This is a genomic window from Streptomyces sp. NRRL F-5123 (assembly GCF_000721495.1).
In the GTDB taxonomy this organism is placed as follows: domain Bacteria; phylum Actinomycetota; class Actinomycetes; order Streptomycetales; family Streptomycetaceae; genus Actinacidiphila.
In genome coordinates this window covers 233,412-258,512 of the sequence record NZ_JOHY01000001.1, presented here as the reverse complement: position 1 = coordinate 258,512, position 25,101 = coordinate 233,412, and the positions used below count along the sequence as shown (strand labels likewise).

The following is a 25,101-nucleotide window of genomic DNA, read 5'->3' as shown; positions in this document are numbered from 1 at the left end:
TCGGCCACGCGGCAGACGGCGCCGAGCCCGGGCAAGTACTTCCGAGGGGGACGCCACCGCATCGCCGGGTGCGTACGCTGAGCCTTCCGAGGACGCGTGACGGAGCCAACGCACGTTCAGGGGAAACGACATGGCATTCCGAGGGGACCGGCCGGGACGGTCGCGGCGGCTGCTGCTCGAACGTGAGGCGGAGACCGCCGCGCTGGAGAGCCTGCTGTCCGATCTGACCGGCACCGCGCAGGGCGCCGAAGCAGCGGGCACCGGAGGCTTACTGGCCTTCGCCGGGCCCGCGGGGCTGGGCAAGACGACGCTGCTCGCCGAGGTGCGCAGGCGGGCCTCGGCACGCGGCTGCACGGTGCTGTCCGCACGCGGCGGCGAGCACGAGCAGGGCGCGGCCTTCCAGGTCGTACGCCATCTGCTGCAGCCGCTGCTGGCGACCGCGACGGAGGCCGAGCACCGCGAGACGCTGGGCAGCTGGTACGACATCGTCGCCCCGGCCGTGGGCCTGGTCGCCGGGGCGGTCGACGTCGCGCCCGACCCGCAGGGCGTGCGCGACGGGCTCGACTGGATCGTCACCCGGTTCGCCGTGCAGCACGCCCCGATGGTGCTGCTGCTGGACGACGCGCACTGGGCCGACGCCGAGTCGCTGGCCTGGCTGACCGGTTTCGCGCCGCGCGTCACCGAGCTGCCGCTGCTCCTGGTGGTGGCCTACCGGCCCGACGAACTCCCGCACGACGCCGCCGCGTTCGGCCGGCTGGCCGAACGGCACGGATCGCGCACCCTGGACCTGGCGCCGCTGACGCCGGGCGCCGTCGGACGCATCGTCAGGGACACCCTGGGCGAGGACGCCGACGAGGCGTTCTGCCGCGAGACCTGGGCAGTCACCGGCGGCAACCCCTTCGAGGCCGTGGAGCTGGCCGCCCGCGTCGCCGACCGCGGGCTCAAGCCGCAGTCGGTGCACATGCCGGAGCTGCGCGAGATGGCGTCCGCGGTCAAGGGCGGCGGGCTCGTCGAGCGGCTGGAGAAGATGGGCACCTCGGTCGTCCGCTTCGCGTGGAGCGCCGCGGTGCTGGGCGCCGACGCGTCCCGCAGCCGTGCCGCGAGCGTCGGCGGGCTCGGCGAGACGGAGTCCGCGGACGCGGTCGCGAAGCTGCGCGAGGCCCGTATCCTCGCCGATCCGGCGCGCCAGGGGCACGACGCGGAGGGCGGCCGGCTGGAGTTCTTCCACCCGCTGGTGGCGACCGCCGTCTACCGGGCGATCCCGGCGGCCTTCCGGGTCGCCATGCACGGCCAGGCCGCCGCGGTCGTGGCGCAGGCGGGCCTCGGCGTCACCGCGACCGCCCGGCATCTGCTGGAGACCCATCCGGAGAGCGATCCATGGGTGGTGCAGCAGCTGTCGGAGGCGGCCCGCGAGTACCGCAGGGCCGGTGCCCCGGACGCCGCGCGGCGCTGCCTGGCACGGGCGCTGCGCGAGCCGCCCGCCATGGAGGACCGCGCGCAGGTGCTGTACGACCTGGGCTGCTCGGCGCTGCTGACGGAGCCCGCGATCACCGTCAACCACCTGCGGGCCGCGCTCGACGAGCCGGTGCTCTCGCCCGAGCTGAAGGAGGCGATCGTCTACCGGCTGGCGCAGGCGCTCGGGCACTCCGACCGGATGGCGGAGGCGGCCGAGACCGTCGCGGAGGCCGCGCGCTGGACCACCGACGCCAAGACCCGGCTGCACATGCAGGCCGAGCAGTTCATGTGGAACGCCTTCCGGGCCGACGAGCGGGACTCCGCCGCCCGCTCCCGCAAGCTCAGCCGGCTGGCCGACCACCTCAGCGGCCGCGGCCTGGCCGAGCGCTACATCCTGGGCCTGCGCGCGTGGGACGCGATGGTGCGCGGCGAGCCCGCGCCGACCGCGCTGCACTGGGCCGAGCAGGCGCTCGGCGAGGGGCTGTCGTGGACCGACGAGCGCTGGGGCTTCGAGGTGCCGGTGCTGGTGGCGCTCACCTTCATGTACTGCGACCAGCCGGGGCGGGCCGAGGAGCTGTTCAGCCAGGGCATCGTGGAGTGCCAGGACCGCGGCTGGCGCGGCGCGCACCTGTCGTTCGGCTGCACGCTGCTCGGCTACATCCGCTACCGGCGCGGCCGGCTGGGCACCGCGGAGTCCATGGTCCGCGACGGGCTGCGGATCGCCGACCGGGTCGGCCACCAGGTGCCCGCGCAGTACTTCGCGGTCGGCATCCTCATCGAGATCCTGCTCGCCCGCGGCCGGACCGCCGAGGCGCAGGAGCTGGCCGCGTCGTACCGCTACGGCGAGATCACGCCGAGCGCGGTCGTCTACCCCGACTCGCAGACCGTCCACGGCGAGCTGCTGCTCGCGCTGGGCCGCAACCGCGAGGCCGAGTGGCAGCTCACCCGGGCCGGGGAGCGGCTGGACGCGCGCGGGATGCGCAATCCGGCGTGGTGCCCGTGGCAGCTGAACCTGGCCCGGGCGATCGAGCCGTCGGACCCGGTACGGGCGGCGGCGGTCGCCGAGGAGGGGCTGGCCAGGGCCCGCCGGTTCGGTACCCAGTCGGCGATCGGGCAGGCGCTGCACGCCCAGGCCGCCGTCACCCCGCTGCAGCGGCGCGCCGCGGTGCTGGCCGAAGCTGTCGCCCACCTGGAGCGCTCGCCGTCGGGTTACGACCTGGCGCGGGCGCTGTTCGACCACGGGGTCGCGCTGCGCCGTACCGGCCAGCCGCAGGAGGCCGCCGAGCAGCTGCACCGGGCCCTGGAGAGCGCGGTGCAGTGCGGGGCCGACGCACTGGCCGGACGGTCCCGCGAGGAGCTGGACGCGACGGGGCTGTGGCCGCTCCAGCCGCGCAGCACGGAGGCCGCGTCGCTGACCCTCCAGGAGCGCAGGGTCGCCGAGTGGGCGTCCACGGGCTGGACCAACGCGCGGATCGCGGCGGCGCTGGGCTCCACCGAGCCCGCGGTGACGCGGATGCTGTCGGAGATATACGTCAAGGCAGGCTGCGACCACACCGGACTCGCGCGGCTGGTCGCGCGGACCGAGCGGTGGGAGCGCAGGCCCGGCGGCTGACGCCCGGTCACTTCCCGCTGCTGCCGCCGGTCGGCGCCGGCAGCAGCGGGAAGTGGCAGGCGGCTGCGTGGCCGCCGGCCGCGGCGCCGGCGCGCAGCAGGGGTTCGGCGGTGGCGCACTCGGCGGCCGCCTGCGGGCAGCGGGTGTGGAAGCGGCAGCCGGCGGGCGGGTCGAGCGGGCTCGGCACGTCGCCCTGCAGGCGCACCCGGTTCCGTGCGCGCTCCGGGTCGGGTACGGGGTCGGGCACCGCGGACAGCAGCGCCTCGGTGTAGGGGTGCCGGGGGCGGTCGTAGACGTCCTCGGCGGCGCCCTCCTCGACGATCTTGCCGAGGTACATGACGGCGACCCGGTCGGCCATGTGCTCGACGACCGACAGGTCGTGCGCGATGAAGACGTAGGCGATGCCCAGTTCACGCTGCAGCGAGGTGAAGAGGTTCACGATCTGGGCCTGCACGGACACGTCGAGGGCCGAGACCGGCTCGTCGCACACCAGGATCTCCGGGCGCAGCGCGAGCGCGCGGGCGATGGCGATGCGCTGCCGCTGGCCGCCGGAGAACTGGTGCGGGTAGCGGCGGGCGTGGTCGGGGTTGAGGCCGACGAGTTCCAGCAGCTCGCCGACCAGCCGCCGGTGGTCGGCGCGCGGGGCGGCGTCCCGGTGGATCAGGAACGGCTCGCGGACGATGGCCTCGACGGTCATCCGCGGATCGAGGGAGGCGTAGGGGTCCTGGAAGACGAGCTTGATGTGCCGCCGGGCGGCCCGCAGCCGGCTGCCGCGCAGCCGGTCGAACCGCTCACCGAGAAGGTGGATCTCGCCGGAGGTGGGCCGGTCGACGGCGGTGAGCAGCCGGGCCAGGCTGGACTTGCCGCAGCCGGACTCGCCGACCAGGCCCAGCGTCTCGCCGCGGCGCAGCTCCAGGTTCACCCCGTCGACGGTCGTGACCCGGCCCCGGGTGCGGCGCAGCAGCCCGCCGCCGACGGGGACGTGCTTGACGAGGTCGCGGACTTCGAGGATCAGCGGTGCACCGGTCATCGCCCGGCCACCTCCTTCCAGTGGTGGCAGGCGCTGGTGTGCCGCGGGGCGACCGGGTGCGGCGGCGGCGCGGTGGCGCAGTCCCCGGCGGCGTACGCGCAGCGCGGGCGGAAGGCGCAGCCCTCCGGCGGTGCGGCCGGGTCCGGGGGCGATCCCTGGAGGACGGCGAGCGGCCGGCCGCGGGAGCCGCGGCGGGGTATCGCGTCCAGCAGCGCGCGGGTGTACGGGTGCGCGGGGCTGCCGTACAGCTCGGCGGCGGGCGCCTGTTCGGCGACGCGCCCGGCGTACATCACCACGACGCGGTCGGCGGCGTTGGCGACGATGCCCATGTCGTGGCTGATCAGCACCAGGCTGATGGCGTGCTCGGCCTGGAGGTCGGCGAGCAGCTCCAGGACCTGTGCCTGCACGGTGACGTCCAGCGCGGTGGTGGGCTCGTCGGCGATCAGCACCTCGGGGGTGAGGGCGAGCGCCATCGCGATCATCACCCGCTGGCGCATGCCGCCGGAGAACTGGTGCGGGTAGTGCGCGGCGCGGCGGGCGGCGTCGGGGATGCGGACCTTGTCGAGCATCTCCACGGCGGCGCGGGCGGCCGCGCGGCGGTTCAGGCCGCGGTGGGCGCGGAAGACCTCGGCGATCTGGAAGCCCACCGGCAGCACCGGGTTGAGCGCGGACAGCGCGTCCTGGAAGACCATGGCGATGTGCCGGCCGCGGATCTGCCGCAGCGCGCGGTCGTCGAGGCCCAGCAGGTCGATGCCGTGCAGCCGTACCGATCCGCCGGTGACGGCGGCGCCGGGCGGCAGGATGCCCATGACGGCGCGGGCGGTCAGGCTCTTGCCGCAGCCGGACTCCCCCACGACGGCGAGGGTCCGGCCCGGTTCGGTTCGGTAGCCGACGCCGTCGACGACGGTGTGGCCGCTGCCGGGGCGGCCGTCCCGGCCGGCGAAGGCGACCCGCAGGCCGCTGACCTCCAGCGGGGGCGCTGCGGGGTCGTAGCCGGGGAAGCGGGCCAGCGGGTGCGGTCGGGCGGCGGGCGCCCCCTGGGTGGTGGTCATCGCAGCCTCGGGTCGAACGCGTCGCGCAGGCAGTCGCCCAGCAGGACGAAGCCGAGCACGGCCAGGGACAGGAAGAGGGCGGGGAAGAGCAGCAGGCCCGGGTGGACGGTGAAGTACTGCTGCGCGGTGTTGAGCTGGACGCCCCAGGAGATGGCGGGGGCGGTCAGGCCGACGCCGAGGAAGGTCAGCGCCGCCTCGGCGGTGATCACCCCGCCGATGTTGATGCTGGTGAGCACGGCCACCGGCATGATCGCGTTCGGGACGGCGTGCCGCAGCAGGATGCGCAGCGGCCCGGCGCCCAGCTCGCGGGCCGCGGTGACGTAGTCCAGTCCGCGGACCGCGAGCACCGACGAGCGCATGATGCGGGTGAGGACCGGCCAGGAGAACAGCGCGAGCACCAGCGACACGCTCAGGATGCTGTGCACGCTGAAGGTCTCCAGCACCACGATCATCCCGACCAGCATGGGGAAGCCGAAGAAGACATCCATCAGCCGGCTGACGAGCATGTCGGTGACGCCCCCGAAGTAGCCGGCGAGCGAGCCCAGGACGACGGCGACGGCCAGGGTGAGCACGGTGGTCAGCAGCCCGATGCTGATCGAGTCGCGGGCGCCGTGCACGACGTTGCTGTAGAGGTCGCAGCCCTGCACGTCGTAGCCGAAGGGGTGGCCCGAGGTGGGGCCCTGGCCGCTGTGCTCCAGCGAGCACTGGTGCGGGTCGCCGTGCCCGAACCAGCCGGCGAAGGCCTGCGGGACGGCCGCCATCGCGCACAGCAGCAGCACCAGGGCCAGCGGCAGGACGAAGCGGGGGCGGCGCAGCAGGCGGTGCAGGGTGCCGCGTTCCGCGGGCCGGACGGCGGGCTCGGCAGAGCTGCCGGGGCCCGCGGGAGCGGTTTTCCGCAGGGCGCTAGTCAAGGCGGATCCTCGGGTCGAGTACGCCGTAGAGCAGGTCCACGACCAGGTTGACAAGGAGGAAGACCAGCACGAGCAGCGTGCTGATACCGACGACGGTGGGGCCGTCGTGCTGCTGCACGCCCTGGAAGACCTGGTAGCCGAGGCCCGGCAGGTTGAAGATGCCCTCGATGAGGATCGTGCCGGACAGCAGGTAGCCCAGGTTGGTGCCGAGCATCGACACCACGGGGACGAGCGAGGTGCGCAGCACGTGCCGGAGCAGGACGCGGGTGCGGCCGAGGCCCTTGGCGGTGGCGGTGTCGACGAAGTCGGCGCCCAGGTTCTCCAGGATGCTGGCCCGGGTCAGCCGGGAGATCTCCGGCACCCCGAGCAGCGCCAGGCACAGCGCCGGCACCAGGTAGCTCAGCGGCCAGCCGTCGTCGATGCCGGAGACGGGGAGCCAGCCGAGCTTGACGCCGAGCCAGATCTGGGCGACGTAGGCGGTGATGAAGTACGGCACGCCCAGGACCAGGCTGGAGCCGCCGAGCACCGCGAGGTCGGCCGCGCGGCCGGCCCGCAGGGCGGCCAGGCAGCCCAGCGCGATCCCGGCGACGGCCTCGATCACCCAGGTGAGCAGGGCGAGTTTGACCGTCACCGGCCAGCTCGCGGAGATGACGGCGGAGACCTGGGTGTCGTTGAGGTCGATGCCGAAGTCGCCGTGGGCGAGACCGGTGACGTAGTGCCAGTACTGGACGAGGAGCGGGTCGCCGAGGTGGTAGTGCTCCCGGATCGCCGCCGCCGTCGCCGGGCTGACGACGTGATCGGGGCCGGCCAGCGCCTGGACGGGGTCGCCGGGCAGGGCGTAGACGGCGGCGTAGATGACGAAGGTGGTGCCGATCAGCACCGGGATCATCATCAGGACCCGGCGCAGGACGTAGCTACCCACACGGGCCTCCTCGGTGGGCGGCGCGGCCGGCCGGGCTCATCGGACGGTGACCGAGGACAGGTCGACGTCGCCGAGGTAGCCCAGCCGCACGCCGGACAGGTTCTTGGCGTGGACGGCGCCGCTGACCGGGTAGTAGAGCGGCGCGAGGGGCAGGTCGGCCATCGCCGTCGTGGTCGCCTGCTGGGCGAGCTTCACGCCTTCCTCGGCGGTGCTCGCCGCGGCGGCCTGGTTCATCCCGGCACTGAAGGCGGGGCTCTTGTAGCCGGTGACGTTGGTGCCGGAGGCCTCGCCGAAGAGCTGGTCGGCCTGCGAGTAGACGGTCGGGTAGGCCGCGCCGTTGTAGAGCAGGAACGGGCCGGTCGTCTTGTGCGCGAGCAGGTTGGGGTAGATCTGGTCGGTGGGCTGCGCCTTCATCGAGACCGAGGTGATGCCGAGGTTGGTGCGAAGCTGGTTGACGATCGCTTCCAGGACGTTCTGGTAGTCCGGTTCCTGCTTGGTCCACAAGGTGAGCGGGCCGTGCCAGCCGCCCGCCGCGGCCAGCAGCTCGCGGGCCTTGGCCGGGTCGTAGCCGCAGGCGGTGCAGTCCGAGCCGCCGCCGCCCGCGATGACGTCGGGGGCGACGCCCGCGGCGGTCCGGGCGTGGCCCTGGAGCAGCGACTTCACGATGGCCTGGCGGTCCACGGCGAGCGAGAACGCCTGCCGTACCCGGATGTCGGAGAAGCGCTTGTCCCACAGCGGGAAGCCCAGGAAGACCACGGCCGCGGTGGGCGAGGTGACCAGCTGCGAGCTGTACGTCCGGCTCGCGGTCGACAGGTCGTTGCCGCTCGCGGTGGCGATGTCGACGGCGCCGGAGCGGAAGCTGGTGAAGGCGGTGGAGTCGGTCTGGTAGGCCTTGACGGTGATCTGCGCCGCGTTGCCCTTGGCGCCCGCGTAGCCGTCGAAGCGCTTGAGGGTGATCTGCTGGCTGCCGGGCGACATCCCGGGCGCGGCCACCTGGTAGGGGCCGTTGCCGATCGGGAGCCGGTCGTAGGCGGCGAGGTCCTTGAAGGCGGCCTTGGGCATCGGGGCGAAGGCGGTGCCGGCGAGCACGTAGGGGAACATCGACAGCGGCTTGACCAGCGTCACCTTGAGGGTGTCCGGGCCGGTCACCTGCACCCCGGACATGGTGTCGGTGGCGGGCTTGCCGCTGGTGGGGTTGAGTGCGGCATAGCCCTCGAAGTTCGCGAAGAGGTAGCCGTTGGACATGGTGTTGGGGGCGTAGGCGGCGGCGTTCCAGGAGTCGGCGAAGGACTGCGCGGTGACGGGCTCGCCGTTCTGGAACTTCCATCCCTGCTTGAGGGTGATGGTCCAGTGCTGCTGGTCGGTGGACTGCACCGACTGCGCGACGGCGTTCACCAGCTTGCCGTCCGGGCCGACCTGGGTGAGCGGGGTCCAGATGGCCTGCGCGACCCCGCTGAAGCCCGCCTTGCCCGGCGTGAGGTGGGCGACGTACCAGCTCGGCACGCCGATGGAGTACGAACCGCCGGCCGCGCTCGGCCCGCCGGACCCGGCGCCGCCCCCGCCGCACGCGCTCACGGCGGCGAGTGCGCCGGCCACGCACAGGGCCACCGCCGTTCTGCGGCTGACACGTCCTGGTTGGGGCGGAGTCATCTCGGGTACCTCCAGGGGCGGTCGGAGTTTCGGGTGAGCGGAAGACTGGCCCAGTCCTGATGCGGCAGCTTTGGCGGTCCGGGCAAAAACGCCACTGCTGCTTTGTGTCGGCGCACATGCCGGCCGGCCGCGCACCGCTCCCCCGCTCCGCAGGGCGTGCCGGAGGGCCGCCGGACCCTGGTCCGCACCACGGAGACGGCTACCGTACGTCACCGGGCCGAGAGCCGGTAGGGGGTTGCGGAGGGTGCCTATGATGAGCCGATGGCAAGCACCTCCTCCTCCGCATCGCAGGTCAACGGCACGTCGGAACGCGCCGAGCCGACCGGCACGACGCTGCGCAGGCTGCGCGAGCACCTGGGCCCGCTGGTGCTCCAGGTCGAATGCGCGCCGCAGAGTGAGGACGTGGTGGTCGGCCGCCAGGTGATCCACGACCTGTGCGAGCCGGTGCCGCCGCTCGCCGACGGCGTGCTGCTCGTGGTGGGCGGCGCCCCGGACCGGGAGAGCTGCCTCGACGCGATACGTCAGGCCGGTGCCGCGCGCTACAGCGCCGTCGTCGTCAAGGCCCGCGGCCGCGACCTCGCGGCGGCGGGCGCGGCGGCGCGGGCGGCGGGCGTCGCGCTGCTGGTGGCCCCCGACGACATGCCGTGGCGGCACTTCGACGCCCTGGTCACGGCGGCGACGAGCGCGTCGGGCCCGGCCCGCGACACGTACTCCACGGTCGGCGCCGGCGACCTGTTCTCGCTGGCCAACGCCATCGCCTACCAGGTCGGCGGGGCCGTCACGATCGAGGATCCGCTCGGCCACGTGCTGGCCTACTCCAACCTTCCGCACCAGGAGATCGACGAGATCCGGCGGCAGGGCATCCTCGGCCGGCAGACCCCGGACCGACCCACCAACCTCGACGAGTACCAGCGCGTCATCCGCGCCGACCGGCCGGTGCACTTCGACATGCCCGACACCCAGCACATCAACCGGCTGGCCGTCGCGGTGCGCGCCGGGCCGCAACTGCTCGGCCTGCTCTGGGCGCTGGACGGCGTGCCGCCGCTCGGCGAGGGCGCGGCCGCGGCGCTGGAGGAGGCCGCGAAGGTCGCCGCGCTGCACCTGCTGCGGGCCCGCAGCCACCGCGACCCGGACCGCTGGAGCCGCGGCGAGGCGCTGGCGTCCCTGCTGGACGGCGCGGTGTCGGGGCGTACGGCGGCCGCACAGCTGGGCATCGCCGAGGACACCTCGACCACGGTGGTGGCCTTCGCGCAGGCGGCGGCGGAGGAGATGCCCGGCCTCGGCGGCGCCCGGATCGTCGACATGGTCGGCCTGTACTGCGAGGCGTGGCACCCGCAGGCGCTGTGCACGACCACCGGCGGCCTGGTGTACGCGCTGCTGCCGACCCGGACGGACCCGGGCGCCGAACGGCGGGTGGTGAAGTTCGCCGGGAACGTGGTGAGCACCGTACGGCGCACCGCGGGGCTCGACCTGCGGGCCGGCATCGGGGTGCCCGCCGCCCGGCTGGACCAGGTGCCCGCGGGCCGGCGCACCGCGGACCGGGTGCTGCGCGCGCTCGCCGGGGATCCGCAGGCGCCGGACGTCGCCACCGTCACCGACGTGCGCAGCCGGGTGACGCTCATGGAGCTGACCGAGCGGGGCGCCCCGTCGGTCGACCTGCCGCCGGGCCCGGTGGAGCGCATCGTCGCGCACGACGCGGAGCACTCCACCACCTACGGCCAGTCGCTGCTGGCGTATCTGGACGCCTTCGGCGAGGCGATCCCGGCGGCCGCCCGGCTGGCCGTGCACGAGAACACGCTGCGCTACCGGATCCGCCGCATCCAGGAGCTCTTCGAGGTCGACCTCGACGACCCGGACACCCGCCTGGTGGTCTGGCTCCAGCTGCGGCTGCACCGCATCACCGGCTGACCTCCGGCGCCGCCGCCACGACGCCGGCGGTGCCGGAGGCGGTACGGGGCCGGGGCCGGCCGGCGGCTGTGCGCGCCGACAACACCCCCCGCCCCAATTGCACGGGCTCCACGAACTCCACGCACCCCTCCCGCACATACCGTCGCCCGGACAACACAGCCGAGCCGATGGGGGAACCCATGCTGGAGCAACCGATCTACGCCCTGAACGACCCCGTGCGCCTCCGCGAACTCGTCGCGGGCCACGGCTGGGCGACGCTGGTCAGCGCCACCGGACGGGGCCCGGTGGTCTCCCATCTGCCGGTCGTCCCGGACCGGGACGGCCAGGACGGCGAGGGCGAGGGTGCCTCCGGGGGCGGCCTGACAATCGTCGGCCATCTCGCGGCCGCCGACGCCGAGCTGCACGAACTGGGCGCGCACGACGTCGTGGTGATCGTCGAGGGCCCGCACGGCTACATCTCGCCGGGCCACTACCGCGCCGGCCCGTACGTGCCGACCTGGAATTTCGTCGTGGCCCATCTGCACGGGCGGCCCGAGGTGCTGGACGCCGCCGGGACGTGGCGCGTGCTGGAGCGCACCGTGGCGCACTTCGAGGCGGACCGCCCCGAGCCCTGGACGCTGGACGGCGTCCTGGACTACGCGCACGGGCTGGCCCCCCACGTCACCGGCTTCCGGCTGCGCCCCACCCGGGTCGTCGGCAAGCACAAGCTCAGCCAGGACAAGCCGTACGAGGTCGCGCGGCGGGTCGTCGCGGGGCTCTCCGGCGAGGGCACGGGCGGCGTCGAGAGCAGCGGGTCCGGCAACGCGGCGCTGGCCGCGGCGATGCGCCGGGTGCTGGTGCCCGGTGACTAGCCCGCGGACCGCCACCGGGCCGGCCGCCGGCCAGGCCGCCCCCGTGGTGCTGCGCAACGTCCGGCTCGGCTCCGGCGGACCGCTCGCGCACCTGGTGGTCGACGGCGGCCGGATCGCGGCCCTCACCCCTGCCTCGGCCACCGCCCCGGCCGCCTCCTCGGCCGCCGGCGAAGGCGTCGACGCGGAGGGCCGCACCGTGCTGCCCGGCCTGTGGGACGCGCACGTACACATGGTCCAGTGGGCCAGCGCGCGCCGCCGCGTCGACCTGTCGGGCGCCGCCTCCGCCGCCGCGGCGGCCCGCGTCATGGCCGGGGCCGCGCGTACCGCGCGGCTGCCCGCGGACGAGCCGCTCATCGGCTTCGGCTTCCGCGACGGCCTGTGGCCCGACCGTCCCGAACCCGGGCTGCTCGCCTGGTCCGAGCCGGCCGGCCGGCCGGTCGCCCTGGTCAGCAACGACCTGCACACCGCATGGCTCAACCGGCCCGCCCTGCGGCGGCTCGGCGCAGCGGACCACCCCACCGGGGTGCTGCGCGAGGCGGAGTGCCTGGACGCGGTGGCCCGGCTCGGCGCCGCCGACCCCGCCACCGTCGACCGCTGGGTGGCCGACGCGGCACGGGCGGCCGCGGCCCGCGGCGTGGTCGGCCTGATCGACTTCGAGTACGCCGACAACCTCGCCGACTGGACCCGCAGGGCCGCGCACGCGCCGCTGGACCTGCGCGTCACCTGCGCCGTCTACCCGGCCCACCTGGACGACGCCGTCGCCCGGGGCCTGCGCACCGGCGACGTCCTGCAGGACACCGGCGGCCTGGTCCGCGTCGGCCCGCTCAAGCTCTTCGTCGACGGCTCGCTCAACACCCGCACCGCGCTGTGCAACGAGCCCTATCCCGGGATGCCCGCGGGCGGGCAGGAGTACGGGCTGCTGCAGACCGAACCGGCCGAGCTGGAACGGCTCATGGGCCACGCGGCACGCCACGGCATCCACAGCGCCGTGCACGCCATCGGCGACCGGGCCAACACCATCGCGCTGGACGCCTTCGAGCGGACCCGCTGCGCCGGGCGCATCGAGCACGCCCAGCTCATCGACCGCTCCGACCTGCCGCGCTTCGCCCGCCCCGGCCTGGTGCTGGGCATCCAGCCCGCGCACGCGGCCGACGACCGCGACATCGCCGACCACCACTGGGCCGGGCGCACCGACCGGTCCTTCGCCTACGCGGAACTGGCGCGGGCGGGCGCCCGGCTGGAGATCGGCTCGGACGCGCCGGTCGCGCCGCTCGACCCGTGGGTCGGCATCGCCGCCGCCGTGCACCGCACGGGCCCGGACGGGCGCCCCGGCTGGCACCCCGAGCAGGCGATCGCGCTGCCCGACGCGCTCGCCGCCGCGGCCGCGGGACGCGCGGGGCTGCGGGTCGGGGACCGCGCCGACCTCGTCGTGACGGAGGACGACCCGGGGCGCGCGGCTCCACGGGGGCTGGCCGGGATGGGGGTCTTCTGCACGATGCTCGGCGGACGCTTCACGCACCGGGCGGACGAGGCGTAGCCGCCGCGGCGGAAACGGGTCGAGCCGCGCCCGGCACGACGGGAGAGGGCCACGGGACGGCGTCCCGTGGCCCTCTCCCGCTGCCGCCTCAGCCCAGCCGGAGCTCCGTGCGGGCGGTGCCGGCGCGGGGGTGGGCGGCGGTGAGGCGGGCGACCGTGCCCGCGGGGGCGCGGACGGTCCACTCGACCGCGGTCAGGTCGGGGGTGCCGGGGTCGTGGCCCCACCAGGTGGTGGAGGACAGGGTGCCGCTGCGGCCCTCCAGCTGGCCCAGCCGCTCGACCGCGTCACCGGTGACCAGGTCTGCGCCCTCGGGCAGGTCGATACGGGCGGACAGCTCGCCGGCCACCTCTCGGGAGAGCGCGGTCCTGGTGACGTACGTCGGCAGCCAGCCGGTGTTGCCGAGGACCAGCCGCACGCGGTGCACACCGGGCGCGACCTCGGTCGCGGTGGCCCGGCGGACCTCCAGCCGGGGCGAGGCGAGGGCCTGGAAGACGACCCACTCGGTGTGCGGGGCGACCTCGGCCTCGATGCGGTCCAGGGGCGGGTTGTACCAGTAGTTGATCATGTCCCAGCCGCCCAGCTCGACCGGGCCGAGCTGCGGGTGCTCGTACGGGTACCAGTCGACGAAGCCCTTGCCGTCCAGCTCCTTGTCGCTCCACGCGATCATCTTCAGGTCGTCCTCGACCGGGTGGTCGATGAGCCAGCGCGAGGCGTGGTAGGACTCGATGCCGGCCGCCCGCTGCGGGGACCAGAACTCGGTGATCCAGGCGAAGAGCCCCAGCTGGTGGTAGTACCAGCCGAGTTGGCCGCCGCGGAAGTCGGCCGCCGGGTCGTGCTTGAGGTCCTGGAAGGACATCACGTCGTAGCCGGTCAGCTCCGCGGCCTTGGCGCCGACGACGTCGTAGACGTGCTGGTCGGGGCCGGGCAGCCGGACGTCGGCGTTCATCGGCGGGTGCAGGTGCAGGCCGCCGAAGGTGTGGCAGGTGACCCAGCCGGTGATGTTCGGCCTGTCGGTGACCGCCCGCAGCACCGCCTGCGTCTCCGGCTCCGAGCCGGGGTACGGGCCGGCGTTGCGCGGCAGCAGCGGGGCGGCCTCCCAGTCGGTCGGCAGGTTCTGGCCGAGGTCCAGGCCCTCGACGGGCTCGGCCACCTCGACGACGTCACCGCGGTAGCCGGTGATGTCGCCCTCCTGGAAGAGCCGGTAGTAGTCGCCGCCGGTCTCGTCCGGCTCACGCGGGACGAGCAGCCGCGGCTCGTCCGGGTGCGCCTTCCACGGCCCCTCCGCGTCCCGGACGCGCATGAACAGCGCCCGCCCGTCGCCGTCCACGTCCTTCAGCTGGAGCCCGGGGTCGGCCTCCGGACTCGGGTGCGGGCGCACGCTGGAGCGGATGAAGCGGCCCTCGGCCATGGCGTGCTCGTGCCCGTCCGGGTTGAGCCGCGGGACGACGTAGACGGCGCGGGTGTCCAGCAGCCGGGTCACCCGCTCGTCGGTGCCGTAGCCGGTGAGCAGCCGGTGCACGAGGTGCAGGGCGGCGAAGCAGGACGACCACTCGGTGCCGTGGATGCCGGCCTCGACGAAGAAGGCCGGCTTCTCGGCGGCCGGTCCGGTCGCGGTGCTGGTCAGGGTGACCAGCCAGATGTCGCGGCCCTCCCACGAGCGGCCCACGCTCTCCAGGGCCGCGAGGTCGGGGCGGCTGTCCGCCCAGTCCCGCAGCAGCGCGGTCAGCTCGTCGTGGACGTAGAACCGGTCGTAGGTCAGCGGGCGGATCATGCGGTGTTCCTCGCAATCGCACGGCGGCAGCAGCCTGGCAGGGCGGTCAGTCTGCGCGCGGCGCGCACACGGTGCTTTGGGCGGTCGGCCAATCTTTCCCGGCGGACTTCTCGCCCGCCGCCAATCACGCGGGACGGACCCGGCCGCCACAGTGCTCCCTGACGGTCGCTCGCCGGCCGGTCGCGGACCCTGATTCCTTCCGCCGATTCTCCCCGACTCCGCCTCGCTTCTCCTTTCCGCCCACCTCCTTTCCGCTTCCGCATTCCTGATTTCTGCCGACCCTCACGGATTCGCCGGCCGGGCCGCCGGGTGCGGCGCCCGCCCGGCCGAGATTGGACACCCCGCATGACTGCCACAGCCGACATCGGTACGGCCGAGATCCACCATCAGCACCGCGACGTCACCGGCGGCTGGCTGCGACCCGCGACCTTCGGCGTGGTGGACGGCCTCGTGTCGAACTTCGCCCTGGTCGCCGGTGTCGTCGGCGGTGGCGCGGGCGCGCACACCGTCGTCCTGACCGGGTTGGCCGGGCTCACCGCCGGCGCGTGCTCCATGGCCACCGGCGAGTTCATCTCGGTGTCCTCGCAGAACGAGCTGGCGCAGGCCGAGATCGCCCGTGAGCGGCGCGAGCTGGAGACCAACCCGGCCGAGGAGCTGCGCGAGCTGACGCTCGCCTACCAGGCCAAGGGTGTACGGCCGGAGCTCGCCCGGGAGATCGCCGAGGAGCTGACGGCCGACCCCGAGGTGGCCTGGCGGGTGCACGTGCGCGAGGAACTGGGCGTCGACCCGGACGACCTGCCCCAGGGGTGGTCGGCGGCGGTGTCCTCCTTCACGGCCTTCGCGCTGGGTGCGCTGGTGCCGCTGCTGCCCTTCTTCTTCGGCGCCTCCAGCATCGTGCCCGCGCTGCTGGCCGGCTCCGCGGGCCTGCTGCTGACCGGCGGGCTGACGGCGAAGCTGACCGCGCGGCCCCTGTGGTTCGGCGCCGGCCGGCAGCTGGCGCTGGGCGGGGTGTCGGCGGCGGTGACCTTCGTGGTCGGCCTGCTGGTCGGCTCGGGGGTGTCCTGACCGATGGGGACGACGCAGAATCCGGACGACGGTGCCGGGTACGGGCGGCCGCTGCACGCGGTGGCGCTGGTCAAGCAGGTGCCGCCGGCCGACCACCCCGGCACGCTGGACGGCCGCGGACGGCTGCTCAGGGACGGCTTCACCGCCGAGCTGAACCCGTGGTGCCGCCGGGCGGTGACCCGCGCGGTCGAGCTGGGGCGGGGCAGCGGCGGACGCACCACCGTCGTCACCATGGGTCCGCCCGCGGCGGCCGACGTGCTCAGGGAGGCGGTGGCCTGCGGCGCGGACGAAGGCGTGCTGGTGAGCGACCCCGCGCTCGCCGGGGCGGACTGCCTGGTCACCGCGAAGGCGCTCGCCGCGGCCGTACGCACGCTGGGCCCGGTGGACCTGCTGCTCGTGGGGCGCGGCACGGTGGACGGCGGGACGGGCGCGGTCGGGCCGATGGTGGCCGCGCTGCTCGGGCTGCCCTTCGCCGGGCCCGCGCTGTCGGTGGAGGCTGCGGGGGACGGCCGGCTGCGCGCGGTGCTCCAGCTCGACGGACTGACCGAGACGGCCGAGCTGGCGCTGCCCGCGGTGCTCTCGGTCGCCGAACGCTCCTGCCGGCCGGCCAAGGCCCCGCGCGACACCTGGCCCGACCCGGCACCCGTGCGCACCCTGACAGCGGGGCGGCTGGCCGGGATCCAGCCCGGCGCCGCGAGCCCCACCCGCGTCGACCGCGTCCTCCCCGCCGCCCCGACCCGCCGCCCCGTCCTGCTGTCCGGCACCCCGGCGGAGCAGGCGGCACGCGCGGTGGAGCTGGTCGCCACCCGCACGGCGGCAGCCGCGTCCCCGCCGGTGTCGGTCTCCCCGCGGGCCCACCGGGCGGCGCCGGGGACGGCCTGTGACCTCGTCGAGCCGGGAGCCGTCCCGGCCGGGTCGAGACGCACGGGGTCCCGGGCCGCCCCCTCGCCGGGCGCGGGCCCCGAGCACGACCGCCCGGGGGCCGCGCCCGGGGCCCTCCCCGCCGGATCCGGGGCGCCGTGGTCCCGCACCGCCCTGTCGCCTGCCGCGGGCACCGGGCGGGTCCGCTCTGAGTCCGTGGCCGCGCCGGGCGGGCTCGCCGCAGGCGGCGCCTTCGCCGGGCTGCGCGGGCCCGGCGTGCTCGCCGTCAGCGGGGAGCCGGAGGGGGGCGGCCGGGTGCTGCTGGGGGAGGCGGCGGAGATCGCCGCGCGGATCGGCGGGCACGTCGTGGCCGTCACGCCGGGCGCGGACCCTGCGCTGCTGGCCGGCTGGGGCGCGGACGCCGCGGTGCGGCTGACCGGCGCCGACCCGCGGCCGGCCGCGGCCGCGCTGGCCGGGTGGATCCGGGGCTCGGGCGCGCCCTGGGCCGTACTGGGCGGCGCGACGGCGTGGGACCGCGAGGTCCTGGCCCGGCTCGCGGTGCTCCTGGAGGCCGGGCTGCTGTCCGACCTGACGGCCGCGTCGGTGCGCTCGGACGGCCACGGGCTGCCGCGTCTGGTGGGCGGCAAGCCGTCCGCGGGCGGCACGCTCGCCGAGGTCGCCAGCGACGGCGTCCCGCAGATCGCGACGCTGCGGACCGGCTCCCTGGCGGTACGCGAGCCGCGGGCGGCGTGCGGCCCGATCCCCGAAGAGCTGCTGGAGGTGCCCGGCGACCCGCTGCTGCGGCGTTCCGGCCGCCGTACCGAGGACGACTTCGACGCCCTGGAACGCGCCGCCGCCGTCATCGGGCTCGGCACGGGTGTCGCACCCGGCGACCACGTCGAGGTCGAGCCGCTGCGCGCGGCGCTCGGCGCGGAATACGCGGCGACCCGCAAGGTCACCGACGCCGGCGCCCTCCCGCACAGCCGCCAACTCGGCGTCACGGGGCGGGACATCGCCCCGCGGCTGTACGTCGCGCTCGGCGTGTCCGGCAGCCCGCACCACATGGCCGGCGTACGGCGCGCGCACACCGTGCTGGCCGTCAACAGCGACCCGGACGCCGAGGTCTTCCGGCACTGCGACATCGGCATCGTCGCCGACTGGCGCGCGGTCGTCCCGGCGCTGGCCGAGGCGTTCCGCCGCACGGCGGTCCGGGCGCCGGCAGCCACCCCCGCCTGACCTGCACCTTCCGAAAGCGCAGGCGCCGGGCCGCGGCCCGCGCCCCGACCGGGCACCCGCACGGTCGCCCAACCCACCACGCCGCCCCTGCGCTGGGGCCGTCTTCCTGGAGCCCGCCGTGAGACCCTGCCCCCGCACCGTCCGTACCGAACCGCACGGAGGTGGTCGTACGTGAGCGGCCTCGTCCTCGTCCTCACCGTCTTCCTGGCCTGCGCCGTCGAGGCGGTCGAGGCCCTGACCATCGTGCTGGCCGCCGGCACGAGCCGTAACTGGCGCTCGGCGATACAGGGCACGGTCGCGGCCCTCGTCGCGCTCGCGGTGGCGGTCGCGGCGCTCGGGCCCGCGATCGGGCTGATCCCCTTCCAGGCGCTGCGCCTGGTGGTCGGCGCCCTGCTGCTGGTCTTCGGGCTGCAGTGGCTGCGCAAGGCGATGCTGCGCGCGTCCGGCTACAAGGCGCTGCACGACGAGGCCGACGCCTACGCCAAGGAGGTCGCGGCAGCGAAGGCCGCGGCGAGCGGCGGGCGCGGCGCGGTCACCGACTGGTACGCCTTCACGCTGTCCTTCAAGGGCGTCTTCCTCGAAGGGCTCGAAGTCGCCTTCATCGTCGTGACGTTCGGCAACAACCAGGGCAGCGTGCCGCTCGCGGCGCTCGGCGCGGCCATCGCCGTCGTCGCGGTCACCGGCGTGGGCCTCGCGGTGCGCGCGCCGCTGGCGCGGGTGCCGGAGAACTCGATGAAGTTCGCCGTGGGCATCATGCTCACCGCCTTCGGCGTCTTCTGGGCCGCCGAGGGAGCCGGGGTCGAGTGGCCGGGCGCCGACGCGGCGCTGCTCGTGCTCGTGCCCGCCGTCGCCGTGCTCGGGCTCGGCGGCGCCGCGCTGCTGCGCCGCACCCAGGACCCGCGGCCGCCGGCCGCGGCACCCTCCGCACCGGCGCCCACCGGGAAAGGAAGCCCGCAGTGAAGTGGATCCGCTCGTTCGTGATGTTCTGGTACGACTTCGTCGTCGGTGACGACTGGCGGGTCGCGGTCGGCGTGGCCGTGGCACTGGGCGCGACCGCCGCACTGGTGCACGGCGCCGGGCTCAACGCCTGGTGGCTGCCGCCGGTCGCGGTCGCCGTGCTGCTCGCCCTGTCGCTGCGCCGCGCGGTGGCGGCGGCCAAACGCTGACCGCCGCCGCGCCCGGTACGGCGCACGGATGACGGATGACGACGCACCGGCGGGTGCCAGGGCCCCCACGGTCCCGGCACCCGCCGTGCGTACGCGTCGCGCTCCGCCGGTCAGACGGTCGCGACGCCGTTCGAGTAGCTCTTCATGTTGTAGACGGCGAAGCCGTTCTGCACCGGGTCGCCGGAATCGTTGACGGCGTGCAGCATGCCGCCGCCGCCCGCGCCGTTGAGGCACACGGTCATCAGGTCGGTGAGGACGACGCCGGGGGTGTCGGGCACCTCGTAGGTCCGGTCGGTGTAGATGTCGGCCCCGAGGTTGAAGAAGCAGTAGCTGCCCAGGCCCCACGCCAGGTGGTCGCGGACGTCGTCGGCGACCTTGTAGGACGCGTAGCCCTTGGTGCCGCCGTGCACCCACGCCGTCTGGGTGGGGACGTCGTAGGGGTTCTCGTTCTGGAAGAAGTACGTGCGGCCGCTCTCGCCGTTCCAGAGCACCTCGTACTTCTGGTAGTGCTCGACGAAGAGCCCGTAGGTGGTGACGTGGTCGCCGTTGACGAGGATGCCGGTGTCGGCCGGGTTCACCGACCAGCCCACCGTGCCGTCCAGGCCGTGGTCGGCGCGCCACAGCCACAGGTGGTCGCAGATGACGTCGTTGCTGTCGATCTGCAGGCTGATCCCCGCGCCGCCCGCGACGGCGCCGCCGATCCGGGCGAAGACGTCGAAGAGCACGGTCGGGTCGTCGCTGTGCCGGTGCCGGGTGCGGCCCTCGCCGACCCGGACGAGCACCGGGGCGTGCCCGGAGGCGGCCTCGACGAGCACGCCGGCGACCGTGACGCCGTCGACGTCGGCGACCTCGATGAGCGTGTTGCCCTGCACCGAGCGCAGCGTCGTGTAGCCGAGGCCCAGCACGACCGTGCCGGGGCGGGTGACGCGGATCGGCGAGGTCAGGTTGTAGATGCCGGGGGTGAGGAGGAGGTGGCGGCCGCTGCCGAGCGCGCGGTTGATCTCGGCGGCGGAGTCGCCGGGCCTGGCCACGAAGAAGCGGTCCAGCGCGATGCTCCTGCCCGCGGCGCGGCCGCCGGCCCAGGTGGTGCCGGTGCTGTCGCGGCGCAGCCCGGGCACGAAGACCGCGTGGTCGCCGTGCTCGTCCACGGTCAGGAAGGGCTTCTCCCGGACGACCGGGGTGCGGTCGACGGTCGTCATGGGGGGTGTCGGGAAGGACTGGGCGGGTGCGCCCTGTACGCCGACGAAGACCATGTTCCAGTTGGAGCCGACCCAGCTGCCGAGGGTGTCGTTGCGCGAGATCCACTGCTGCTGCGAGCCGGACTGCACCTGGCCGTCCACCACGCTGTCGGCCAGGTACCCGCCGCTGGACCACCCGTTTCCGGGCGGGCTCGGCATGAGGTTCATGTCCCCCTTGACGTGCACCCGGCGCATCGGCCCGGCCTGGGCGACGGCCCACCGGTTGAGGCCGTCCGGCGGCACGATGGTCAGGTTCTCCGCGGCGCGCCAGAAGTTCTGCGTGCCGTTGCCGTCGAACCACTGGGCGTCGACGGTGACGTGCCCGTTGATCACCACGTCGGACGGGCTCGCGCCCAGGCCCAGGACGTGGGTGTAGAAGCCGACGTTGATGTCGACGGTGTACGTGCCCGGCATGAAGGCCAGCGCGTAGCGCTCGTCGCCGAACTGGTTGGACTCCTGGATCGCGAAGACGGCGTCGACCTGCGCCTGGATCGCCGCGTCGCCCATCGACGGGTCGAAGACGAGGACGTTGTGCCCCAGATCCGCGCCCTTGTGTCCCTGGTGCCCCTCGGGCGGGCAGGGACGGGCGGACGGCGCCGCGGCATGGGCGGTACCGGTGGCGATGCCGCCGGCCAGCGGCACCGCGGCGGCGACGGCTGCCCCGCGGAGCACGGATCGGCGAGAGGGAATGACGGACACGGCTCTCCCTGTGGTGGTGGATCAGGAGGACTGCGCGGTGGGCCGGACCGCGAGAGAGCGCTCTCAGGGCGAGAGTGAATCATCGCCGGTGGGCAGCGTCAATAAGCGTGCGGGCTTCTCCGAAGGTCGCAGGACGGGACGGATCGCACGCCGCACGAAGGGAGTTGGGCGCGCGGCCCGGCCGCCCCGGGAGCGCTCCCCGCGGCACGGGAGGGGGCGCGGCCTGCCGCCGGGCGGGTGCGGACCGGGGCGGACCGGCGCGGACCGGGCGGACCAGTGCGGGCCGGGGCGCGCAGTTCCCCACGCCCCCCGACGGGGCGGCCCCCGACGCGAGAGCGGGGGATGCACGGAAACGCGGAATGCGGGACGCGCGGCAACCGGGTAATAGCGCAGTGGAATTGATCAACCGTCAATTCCGGACAGGCGCCCGCAGCGCCGTGACCTGCGGGGGCGGGGGGCAGGGAAAGGAGATGGCGCGAGCACGACAGCTTGTATTTGTGCAATGAATGCATTATCTTCCTGGCCATGTCCAGTGCCCACAGAGTCATCGCGATGCGCGCCGCGGGAGAACCCCCGCTGGTGTGGCGTCTGCATGTCGACCTGTGCCACTGCAACGGCGACCTGTGTACGCGCTGACGCGCGTCCGTCGCTGACGTCTCCGCCGCCGCCCGCGGTCGATCCCCGGTGCGGCGGTCTCCGGTCGCCCGGGGTGACGTCGTGGCGTGCCGCGCGCCGACGCCTCCACCCGCATCCCGGCCCGGTCGCCCGCTCCTGCTCCTGAGCTGCCGCTCAGTACCGCGTCCGCCAGCACCGCGCCGGCTTCCGTCCCCCTCCCCGTCCCGCGGTGCCCGGCTGGATCCGGCGCTGTCACAGGAGTCCCCCTTGCCTGCCTTCCTGAAGAGAATCCCGTTCTGGGCGCAGATCATCTCCGGTCTGGTCCTGGGCGTCGTGCTGGGCCTGATAGCCCGCAACGCCGACGTGCACTGGCTCACCGAGACGCTGACGCGTATCGGCGACATCTTCGTCCAGCTGCTGAAGCTGGCCGTCCCGCCGCTGGTCTTCACGGCCGTGCTGGTCAGCGTCACCAACCTGCGCAACGTCACCAACGCCGCGCGGCTCGCGGTGCGCACCCTGCTGTGGTTCTGCGTCACCGCGCTCATCGCGGTGAGCATCGGCATCCTGCTGGGCCTGGCCACCAAGCCCGGCGACGGCGTCCACCTCAAGGCCGGGGCGGTGCCGGACGGGCTGCACAAGGGCAGCTGGGTCGACTTCCTCACCGGCATCGTCCCGACGAACGTCGTGGACGCGTTCGCGCAGCCCAACGTGCTGCAGATCGTCTTCCTCGCGGTCGTGATCGGCGCCGCGTCGCTGTCGGTCGGCGAGAAGGCGGAGCCGCTGATCGACTTCGCGAAGGTCGTGCTGGAGGTCGTGCAGAAGGCGCTGTGGTGGGTCATCCGGCTCGCCCCGCTGGGCACGCTGGGCCTCATCGGCAAGTCCGTCGCGACCTACGGCTGGGACCTGCTCAAGCCGCTCGGCACCTTCACCGTCGACGTGTACGTCGGCTGCGCGCTGGTGATGTTCGTGGTCTACCCGCTGCTGCTCGCGCTGGTCGGCAAGGTCAACCCGGTCAACTTCTTCAAGGGCGCCTGGCCCGCCATCGAGCTGGCCTTCGTCTCCCGCTCCTCGGTCGGCACCATGCCGGTGACCCAGCGGGTCACCGAGCGGCTCGGCGTGCCGCGCGACTACGCGTCCTTCGCGGTGCCCTTCGGCGCCACCACCAAGATGGACGGCTGCGCCGCGGTCTACCCGGCGCTCGCGGCGATCTTCGTCGCGGAGGTCTACCACGTCCACCTGGGCATCGGGGACTACCTGCTGATCGCGTTCGTCTCGGTGATCGGCTCGGCGGCGACGGCCGGTCTGACCGGTGCCATCGTGATGCTGACGCTGACCCTGAGCACGGTCGGCCTGCCGCTGGAGGGCGTCGGCCTGCTGCTGGCGATCGACCCGATCCTGGACATGATGCGGACCGCCACCAACGTCACGGGCCAGATCGTGGCGCCGGTGCTGGTCGCGTCGCGGGAGAAGATCCTGGACCGTGCGGCCTTCGACGCGCCGCGCGGCATCGAGGACGACGAGCCGGCCGTGGAGTCCGAGACCCGCGAGCTGGTCGAGGTCTGACCCCGCTCCCCCGCGGCCCCGGTCCCTCCCGCACGGAGGGGCCGGGGCCGCTGCCGTACGGTCACCGGGGCGCGGCCCGGCCCTGCGGCCGGCGGACCGGCGGCGGGAGCTGGCCGCCGACCAGTGCGGCCAGGGCCAGCAGGAAGCCCGCGAGCTGCACGGGCCCGAGCGTCTGGCCGAGCACCGCGGCGCCCAGCACGGCGGCCACCAGCGGCGAGAGCAGCGCGAGCAGGGCCGCCGAGGTGACCGGCAGCGCGGCGATGCCGCGGAACCACAGGGTGTACGTGACGAGCCCGCCGATCAGCCCCAGCCAGAGGTAGCCGAGCGCGGCCCGCCCGTCGACCGCGGGCGGTGCGCCCTCGGCGAGGAAGGTCACCGGCAGCAGGAGCAGGCCGCCCGCGGTGAGCTGCCAGCCGGCGAAGGCAGTGCCGCTCACGCCCGCCGGGCGGCCCCAGCGCTTGGTGAGCGTCACGCCGAGCGCCATCACGGCCGCGCCCGCCAGCCCCGCCGCCACACCGACCCCGTCGAGCGCGGCGTCCGGCCCGATCACCACCAGGCCGACCCCGGCGATGCCCGCCACGCCCCAGCCGATCCGCCACGCCGACAGCCGCTCGTGCAGCACCGGCGCCGCGAGCAGCGCGACGGCCAGCGGCTGCCCGGCCCCCAGCGTCGCGGCCACCCCGCCGGGCAGCCGCTCGGCCGCGGTGAAGAGCAGCGGCAGGAACAGCCCGATGTTGAGCGCGCCCAGCACCGCGGCCTTCCCCCACCAGGCGCCGCGCGGCAGCGTGCGGGTGAGGACGAGCGCGACGAGCCCGGCGGGCAGCGCCCGCAGCAGCCCGGCGAAGAGGGGGTGCCCGTCGGGCAGGAACTCGGTGGTGACGATGTAGGTGGTGCCCCAGACGGCGGGCGCGAGCGCGGTGAGCGCGGTACGCGACAGGCCCTGCCCCCGGTGCCCGCGGAGCGCGCCGCGGGTCCGTGCCATGGATTGCGTGGTCATGACGAGAGTCTCGGCCCGCGGGGATCGATGAGTCCAACACATGCTTGTCACACCATCGATCGTGATCCACGATGGATCCATGGAGCTCCAGCAGATGCGGTACGTGATCGCCGTCGCGGAAACCAGCAGTTTCACGCGCGCCGCCGAGCGCTGCCGGGTCGTGCAGTCCGCGCTCAGCCACCAGGTGGCCCGGCTGGAACACGAGCTGGGCGCCCGGCTGTTCGAGCGCACCAGCCGCCGGGTACGGCTCACCCCGGCGGGCGAGGCCTTCCTCCCCGCCGCCCGGCAGTGCCTGGAGGCCGCCGGGCGGGCGGCGGCGGAGGTCGCGGCCGCGGTCGGGGAGGTGCGCGGGCGGCTCGCGGTCGGGTCGATCCCCACCGTCACCGCCGCCGATGTGCCGGGCGCGCTGCGGGAGATCCACGAGCGGCATCCGCAGGTGCGCATCACCCTGCGGGTGGGCGCGAGCGACGAGCTGATCGAGCAGGTCAGGACGGGCGCCCTGGACGCGGCCTTCCTGGGGCTGCCCACCACGGCGGTGCCGCGCGGGGTCGGCGTCCACGAGCTGGCCCGCGGCGCCCTGGTCGCGGTGGTCGCGCCGGACCACCCGCTCGCCGGGGAGCGCTCGGTGAGCCTCGCCCGGCTGGCGCGGGAGACCTTCGTGGAGCTGCCGGCCGGCACCGCGGGCCGCGCCCAGTCCGAGCAGGCCTTCGCCGCGGCGGGGCTGAGCCGCGACATCGCCTACGAGGTGAGCAGCGCGGAGTTCATCCCGCGGCTGGTCGCCCCGGGCCTGGGCGTCGCGATGCTGCCGGCGGCGTACGCGCCGGGGCTGACCGGCGTCGTCACGGTGGAGGTCACGGACGCCCCGGCGCGCGTGGAGTACGTCATCTGGTCCCGCTCCGGCCCGACCCCGCCGGCGGCGGCCTTCCTGGCGGCGCTGGGGGTGGACCCGGAGGCGTAGCCGG

The 25,101-nt window shown here is 74.7% G+C and carries 18 protein-coding genes; 10 read left to right on the top strand and 8 right to left on the bottom strand.

The window, feature by feature from the left end; genetic code table 11:
* Nucleotides 1–130 precede the first annotated feature (130 nt).
* Nucleotides 131–3,067: an ATP-binding protein gene (locus IH54_RS0101165; protein ID WP_031512172.1), complete on the top strand. Its 2,937-nt coding sequence runs from the start codon at nucleotides 131–133 to the stop codon at nucleotides 3,065–3,067.
* Between the two features lie 7 nt (nucleotides 3,068–3,074).
* Here the strand turns inward: IH54_RS0101165 and IH54_RS0101160 are convergent, their stop codons facing one another.
* The 5 genes from IH54_RS0101160 to IH54_RS0101140 are packed head-to-tail and all read right to left on the bottom strand — an operon-like array spanning nucleotide 3,075 to nucleotide 8,578.
* The gene (locus tag IH54_RS0101160) at nucleotides 3,075–4,097 is read right to left on the bottom strand and encodes an ABC transporter ATP-binding protein (RefSeq protein ID WP_043179389.1); all 1,023 of its coding nucleotides are present in this window, start codon (nucleotides 4,095–4,097) and stop codon (nucleotides 3,075–3,077) included.
* A complete protein-coding gene (locus IH54_RS0101155; protein ID WP_052396927.1) occupies nucleotides 4,094–5,149 on the bottom strand; it encodes an ABC transporter ATP-binding protein in 1,056 nt (351 codons plus the stop codon). Before IH54_RS0101155 ends, IH54_RS0101160 begins: the two co-directional genes overlap by 4 nt.
* Nucleotides 5,146–6,060 carry an ABC transporter permease gene (locus tag IH54_RS0101150; protein WP_052396926.1) on the bottom strand — a complete coding sequence of 305 codons (915 nt, stop codon included), beginning with the start codon at nucleotides 6,058–6,060 and terminating at the stop codon, nucleotides 5,146–5,148. Before IH54_RS0101150 ends, IH54_RS0101155 begins: the two co-directional genes overlap by 4 nt.
* Nucleotides 6,053–6,982 carry an ABC transporter permease gene (locus tag IH54_RS0101145; protein WP_031512167.1) on the bottom strand — a complete coding sequence of 310 codons (930 nt, stop codon included), beginning with the start codon at nucleotides 6,980–6,982 and terminating at the stop codon, nucleotides 6,053–6,055. Before IH54_RS0101145 ends, IH54_RS0101150 begins: the two co-directional genes overlap by 8 nt.
* Nucleotides 6,983–7,018: 36 nt before the next feature.
* On the bottom strand, nucleotides 7,019–8,578 hold the full coding sequence (locus IH54_RS0101140) for a peptide ABC transporter substrate-binding protein (protein ID WP_159011595.1): 1,560 nt from the start codon (nucleotides 8,576–8,578) through the stop codon (nucleotides 7,019–7,021).
* A gap of 315 nt (nucleotides 8,579–8,893) precedes the next feature.
* On the opposite strand from IH54_RS0101140, the gene IH54_RS0101135 reads away from it, so the two are divergent.
* From IH54_RS0101135 to IH54_RS0101120, 3 genes are all read left to right on the top strand, one after another.
* Entirely contained in the window at nucleotides 8,894–10,540 is a 1,647-nt protein-coding gene (locus IH54_RS0101135) for a PucR family transcriptional regulator (RefSeq protein WP_052396924.1), read from the top strand.
* 179 nt (nucleotides 10,541–10,719) lie between these two features.
* Nucleotides 10,720–11,391: an FMN-binding negative transcriptional regulator gene (locus tag IH54_RS0101125; RefSeq protein ID WP_052396923.1), complete on the top strand. Its 672-nt coding sequence runs from the start codon at nucleotides 10,720–10,722 to the stop codon at nucleotides 11,389–11,391.
* The gene (locus IH54_RS0101120) at nucleotides 11,384–12,928 is read left to right on the top strand and encodes an amidohydrolase (RefSeq protein WP_107060058.1); all 1,545 of its coding nucleotides are present in this window, start codon (nucleotides 11,384–11,386) and stop codon (nucleotides 12,926–12,928) included. Before IH54_RS0101125 ends, IH54_RS0101120 begins: the two co-directional genes overlap by 8 nt.
* An 88-nt stretch (nucleotides 12,929–13,016) precedes the next feature.
* Here IH54_RS0101120 and IH54_RS0101115 read toward each other — a convergent pair whose 3' ends face one another.
* The gene (locus IH54_RS0101115) at nucleotides 13,017–14,699 is read right to left on the bottom strand and encodes a M14 family metallopeptidase (RefSeq protein ID WP_031512161.1); all 1,683 of its coding nucleotides are present in this window, start codon (nucleotides 14,697–14,699) and stop codon (nucleotides 13,017–13,019) included.
* Nucleotides 14,700–15,044: 345 nt separating this feature from the next.
* Between IH54_RS0101115 and IH54_RS0101110 the strand changes: the two genes are divergently transcribed.
* The 4 genes from IH54_RS0101110 (at nucleotide 15,045) to IH54_RS0101095 (ending at nucleotide 19,027) form a co-directional block, all read left to right on the top strand.
* On the top strand, nucleotides 15,045–15,764 hold the full coding sequence (locus IH54_RS0101110; protein ID WP_052396922.1) for a VIT1/CCC1 transporter family protein: 720 nt from the start codon (nucleotides 15,045–15,047) through the stop codon (nucleotides 15,762–15,764).
* Nucleotides 15,765–15,767: 3 nt separating this feature from the next.
* Complete coding sequence (locus IH54_RS41255) at nucleotides 15,768–17,861, top strand: FAD-binding protein (RefSeq protein WP_052396921.1); 2,094 nt, start codon at nucleotides 15,768–15,770, stop codon at nucleotides 17,859–17,861.
* 171 nt (nucleotides 17,862–18,032) lie between these two features.
* The gene (locus IH54_RS0101100) at nucleotides 18,033–18,821 is read left to right on the top strand and encodes a COG4280 domain-containing protein (protein WP_031512157.1); all 789 of its coding nucleotides are present in this window, start codon (nucleotides 18,033–18,035) and stop codon (nucleotides 18,819–18,821) included.
* Entirely contained in the window at nucleotides 18,818–19,027 is a 210-nt protein-coding gene (locus IH54_RS0101095; RefSeq protein WP_199923313.1) for a hypothetical protein, read from the top strand. The genes IH54_RS0101100 and IH54_RS0101095 overlap by 4 nt, the downstream gene beginning before the upstream one ends.
* A gap of 110 nt (nucleotides 19,028–19,137) precedes the next feature.
* Here IH54_RS0101095 and IH54_RS0101090 read toward each other — a convergent pair whose 3' ends face one another.
* On the bottom strand, nucleotides 19,138–20,937 hold the full coding sequence (locus IH54_RS0101090) for a hypothetical protein (protein WP_031512155.1): 1,800 nt from the start codon (nucleotides 20,935–20,937) through the stop codon (nucleotides 19,138–19,140).
* 891 nt (nucleotides 20,938–21,828) lie between these two features.
* Here IH54_RS0101090 and IH54_RS0101085 point away from each other — a divergent pair.
* On the top strand, nucleotides 21,829–23,142 hold the full coding sequence (locus IH54_RS0101085) for a cation:dicarboxylate symporter family transporter (RefSeq protein WP_043179506.1): 1,314 nt from the start codon (nucleotides 21,829–21,831) through the stop codon (nucleotides 23,140–23,142).
* 61 nt (nucleotides 23,143–23,203) lie between these two features.
* On the opposite strand, the gene IH54_RS0101080 is transcribed toward IH54_RS0101085, so the two are convergent.
* Complete coding sequence (locus IH54_RS0101080; RefSeq protein ID WP_052396920.1) at nucleotides 23,204–24,139, bottom strand: EamA family transporter; 936 nt, start codon at nucleotides 24,137–24,139, stop codon at nucleotides 23,204–23,206.
* A 79-nt stretch (nucleotides 24,140–24,218) separates the two neighbouring features.
* Here IH54_RS0101080 and IH54_RS0101075 point away from each other — a divergent pair, with 79 nt between their 5' ends.
* Nucleotides 24,219–25,097 carry a LysR family transcriptional regulator gene (locus IH54_RS0101075; protein ID WP_031512151.1) on the top strand — a complete coding sequence of 293 codons (879 nt, stop codon included), beginning with the start codon at nucleotides 24,219–24,221 and terminating at the stop codon, nucleotides 25,095–25,097.
* The last annotated feature ends 4 nt before the right edge of the window (nucleotides 25,098–25,101 follow it).